The organism is Brevundimonas sp. CURTG3B2_SDJG (assembly GCF_057364705.1).
This window is the reverse complement of record NZ_JBNFOJ010000235.1, coordinates 1-4,301: the sequence shown is the minus strand read 5'-3', so window position 1 is coordinate 4,301 and position 4,301 is coordinate 1. Positions and strand designations below refer to the sequence as shown.

Annotated in this window: 4 protein-coding genes; 2 read left to right on the top strand and 2 right to left on the bottom strand. The window is 70.7% G+C overall.

Annotated elements, in window-relative coordinates:
- The coding region (locus AC2W7C_RS13970) for an aromatic amino acid lyase (RefSeq protein ID WP_486001980.1) at window positions 1-624 on the bottom strand (624 nt) is incomplete at its 3' end.
- Between the two features lie 179 nt (window positions 625-803).
- A complete protein-coding gene (gene hutU, locus AC2W7C_RS13965) occupies window positions 804-2,465 on the bottom strand; it encodes a urocanate hydratase (protein WP_486001979.1) in 1,662 nt (553 codons plus the stop codon).
- 70 nt (window positions 2,466-2,535) lie between these two features.
- Here hutU and AC2W7C_RS13960 point away from each other — a divergent pair, with 70 nt between their 5' ends.
- Window positions 2,536-3,240 (top strand): UTRA domain-containing protein, encoded by a 705-nt coding sequence (locus AC2W7C_RS13960; RefSeq protein WP_486001978.1) that lies wholly within the window; start codon window positions 2,536-2,538, stop codon window positions 3,238-3,240.
- 3 nt (window positions 3,241-3,243) lie between these two features.
- The gene (locus AC2W7C_RS13955) at window positions 3,244-4,134 is read left to right on the top strand and encodes an agmatinase family protein (RefSeq protein ID WP_486001977.1); all 891 of its coding nucleotides are present in this window, start codon (window positions 3,244-3,246) and stop codon (window positions 4,132-4,134) included.
- The last annotated feature ends 167 nt before the right edge of the window (window positions 4,135-4,301 follow it).

Sequence of the window (4,301 nt, the reverse complement as noted above, 5' to 3'; positions counted from 1 at the left end):
CCGGCGAGGGCGAGCGCGGTTGAGCACTGGGTGCCGTTCAGCAGGGCCAGGCCTTCCTTCGGGCCCAGGACGACGGGCGTGCGGCCGACGCGGGCCAGGGGCGGCTTCGGCGGCCAGGGTCTCTCCGTTCGCGCGGGCCTCGCCGACGCCGATCAGGACGCAGGACATATGGGCCAGCGGCGCCAAGTCGCCGGAGGCGCCGACCGAGCCCTTGGACGGAATGCACGGCAGGACGTCGGCGTTGACCAGGGCGATCAGGGTCTCCAGCGTCTGGCGCCGCACGCCCGAGGCGCCCTTGGAGAGGCTGGCGATCTTCAGCACCATCAACAGGCGGGTGACGCCTTCGTCCAGCAGGGGGCCGACGCCGCAGGCGTGGCTGAGGACCAGGTTCTTCTGAAGAGTCTCAAGGTCTTCCGGCGCGATGCTGGTGTTGGCCAGGAGGCCGAAGCCGGTGTTGATGCCGTAGACGGTGCGGCCTTCGGCGAGGATGGCGGCGACGACGGCCGCGCCCTTCTCGACGTTCGCCCAGGCGGCGTCGGTGAGGCCGACCGTGGCGGGGCCTTCGAGGACCGCGCGCAGCTGGGCGAGGGTGAGGGGGGCGGCGCCGATGGTGATCGTGGTCATGTGTCGCTTCCGATGCAGCAAATGGTCGTCATTCCGGGGCGCTCGCCAGAGCGAACCCGGAACCCAGGGCCGCGCGGCGGACAGCCGATCCGGCGAACTGGGAGCCTGAACTCCTGGGTTCCGGGTTCTTCGCTGCGCGAAGCCCCGGCATGACGGTGAAAGGGCGGCCATCGCCGTCGCTAGAGCGACGGCAGGTTCAGGCCGTGTTCGCGCGCGGCTTCCCTGGCGATGTCGTACCCCGCGTCGGCGTGGCGCATGACGCCGGTGGCCGGGTCGTTCCAGAGGACGCGTTCCAGGCGCTGGGCGGCCTCAGGCGTGCCGTCGGCGACGATGACGACGCCGGAATGCTGGGAATAGCCCATGCCGACGCCGCCGCCGTGGTGCAGGGACACCCAGCTGGCGCCGGAGGCGGTGTTGAGAAGCGCGTTCAGCAGGGGCCAGTCGGAGACGGCGTCCGAGCCGTCCATCATGGCCTCGGTCTCGCGGTTGGGGCTGGCGACCGAGCCCGAGTCCAGGTGGTCGCGACCGATGACGATGGGGCCCGACAGCTCGCCCGAGGCGACCATGTCGTTGAACATCAGCCCGGCGCGGTGCCGGTCGCCCAGGCCGATCCAGCAGATGCGGGCGGGCAGGCCCTGGAAGGCGATGCGTTCGCCGGCCATGTCCAGCCAGCGGTGCAGGCCGGCGTTGTCGGGGAAAAGGCGCTTCATGGCCTCGTCGGTCTTCTTGATGTCCTCAGGGGCCCCGGTCAGCGAGGCCCAGCGGAAGGGGCCGATCCCGCGGCAGAACAGCGGGCGGATGTAGGCCGGGACGAAGCCGGGGAAATCGAAGGCGTCCTGGACGCCCTGGTCGAAGGCGACCTGGCGGATGTTGTTGCCATAGTCGGTGGTCGGGATCCCCTGGGCGTGGAAGTCGAGCATGGCCTTGACGTGGACAGCCATGGAGGCGCGGGCGGCGGCCTCGACCGCGGCGGGGTCGGTCTGGCGCTTCTGCTCCCACTCGGCGACGGTCCAGCCGGACGGCAGGTATCCGTTGACCGGGTCGTGGGCCGAGGTCTGGTCGGTGACCAGATCGGGGCGGACGCCGCGCTCGACCAGTTCAGGCAGGATGTCAGCGGCATTGCCCAACAGGCCGATCGAAATCGGCTTTTTCTCTTCCAAGGACTTGTTCAGGAGAGCCAGGGCCTCGTCCAGGGTCTCGGCCATGACGTCGAGGTAGCGGGTGCGCAGGCGCATCTCGATGCGGCTGCGCTGGCATTCAATGGCCAGGCACGAAGCGCCGGCCATGGTCGCGGCCAGGGTCTGGGCGCCGCCCATGCCGCCGAGGCCGGCGGTGAGGATCCACTTGCCGGCCCAGTCGCCGCCATAGTGCTGGCGGCCGGCCTCCATGAAGGTCTCGTAGGTGCCCTGAACGATGCCCTGGGTGCCGATGTAGATCCACGAGCCGGCGGTCATCTGGCCGTACATGGCCAGGCCCTTCTTATCGAGCTCGTTGAAATGCTCCCAGGTCGCCCATTTGGGCACCAGGTTGGAGTTGGCGATCAGGACGCGCGGCGCGTCGGCGTGGGTGCGGAAGACGCCGACCGGCTTGCCGGACTGGACCAGCAGGGTCTGATCGGCCTCGAGCGCGCGGAGCTCGTCGATGATACGGTCGAAGGCCTGCCAGTTGCGCGCCGCCTTGCCGATGCCGCCGTAGACGACGAGGTCCTCGGGACGCTCGGCCACCTCGGGATCGAGGTTGTTCATCAGCATCCGGAGCGCCGCCTCGGCGGCCCAGGTCTTGGCGGTCATCTCGGGGCCGCGGGGCGCGCGGACGACGCGGGTGTTCGAAGCGTGGCTCATCGGAGGACCTCCCTGGTTGCCGGCATCATTATGTCTAGACATATAGAAGGGCAAGCCCGATAGTCGCCGCATGAGCACGACGGTCCTGCACCGGCGCATCGAGGGCGACATCGAGCGGCGCATCCTTTCGGGGGAGTGGCGGCCGGGCCATCGCCTGCCGACCGAAAGCGAGCTGATGGCCGAATACGGCTGCGCCCGAATGACGGCGTCCAAGGCGATGTCCGGGCTGGCGGCGCGGGGGCTGGTGACGCGGCGCCGGCGGGCCGGGACGGTGGTGGCCCATCCGCCGCTGCACTCGTCCGCCCTGGTGGCGATTCCGGACATCCAGGCCGAGGTCGAGGGGCGAGGGCAGCTCTACGCCCACCGGCTGCTGTCGCGCCGTGTGCGCGCGGCGGGGGACGAGGAGGCCTGGCTTATGACCGGGCGGGTGATCCAGCTGGAGACCGTGCACCTGGCCGACGGGGCGCCGTTCGCCCTGGAGCGCCGGCTGATCTCGCTGGAGGCGGCGCCCGAGGCGGAGGGGGCCGATTTCGCGGCCCAGCCGGCGGGCGGCTGGCTTCTGGCCCATACGCCCTGGACGGAGGCGGAGCACCGAATCTCGGCCGTGGGCGCCGACGCGCTCGTCGCACGCCACCTGTTGACGCCGCCGGGCGCGGCCTGCCTGAGGCTGGAGCGTCGGACCTGGCGCGACGGGCAGGGCGTGACCTGGGCCTTCCAAACCTTCCCCGGCGACGCCTACGATCTGGTCGCCCGCTTCCAGCCGACGAAAGCCTGACGCATGACCCAGACGTCCGAAGCCTTGTCCTGGCGCTCGATCGCCGACTTGTTCGGGAACCGGCCGGACGCGCCGGTGGCGGTCCTTGGCGCCGGGGTCAACGAACGGTCGCTGACGCCGGGGCGCTGCGACCTGGGACCCAAGGCTTTCCGCGCGGTGCTGCCGCGGTTCTCCACCTATGACGTCGAGACCGGCCGCGAGCTGGCGGTCCAGGTCCACGACGCCGGAGACGTGGCGGTCAAGGCGCTGTCGCCGGCGGACGCGTTCGAGCCGGTGCGGGACGCCGTGGCCGCCCAGGCGTCGCGGGCGCTGACCGTGCTGATCGGCGGCAACAACGCCATCACCCGGCCGGGCGCGCACGCCCTGGGGCTGGAGCGCGTGGGCGTGCTGACCCTGGACGCCCATTTCGACCTGAGGGACACCGACCGGGGCCTGACCAACGGCAATCCGATCCAGGCGCTGCTGGACGACGGCATGGACGGGCGGCGGATCAGCCAGCTGGGTCTGGCGCCGTTCGCCAACACCAAGCGGGCGCACGAGAAGGCACAGGCCGCGGGGATTTCGGTCTGGACGGCGCGGCGGTGCCGCGAAGCCGGGCTGGCGGCGGCCGTGGCCGAGGAGCTGGAGCGGCTGTCGGCCTTGGTCGACGTCATCTACGTGGATTTCGACATCGACGTGATCGACCGCGGCCAGTGGCCCGCATCGCCGGGCGCGCGGCCGGGCGGGGTGTCGGCGCAGGACTTCTTCGACGCCACGCGCGTCGTGGGGGCGCATCCGAAGGTCAAGGCCGTGGACCTGACGGAATACGATCCCTCGCTGGAGATCGGCGACCTGGGCTCGCTGACGGCCGGGCGGTGGTTCTGCGAACTGCTGGCGGGGTTCGAGGCGCGTTAACTCCCCTTTCCGCTCATCCCCGCGAAGGCGGGGACCCGGTGATTTCGGTGGAGCACTGGCGGGCGGGATCAGGGTGAAAGCGAACGCGATCCCACCGGATCGCCCAAAGGACTGGGTCCCCGCTTTCGCGGGGAGTGAGCGGAATGAAGAGTTCGGACCTTCTACAT

Bases quoted from the DNA above. Each gene is read 5' to 3' on its own strand.
- hutU (WP_486001979.1), bottom strand. From the start codon at position 2,465: ATGAGCCACGCTTCGAACACCCGCGTCGTCCGCGCGCCCCGCGGCCCC.
- AC2W7C_RS13960 (WP_486001978.1), top strand. From the start codon at position 2,536: ATGAGCACGACGGTCCTGCACCGGCGCATCGAGGGCGACATCGAGCGG.
- AC2W7C_RS13955 (WP_486001977.1), top strand. From the start codon at position 3,244: ATGACCCAGACGTCCGAAGCCTTGTCCTGGCGCTCGATCGCCGACTTG.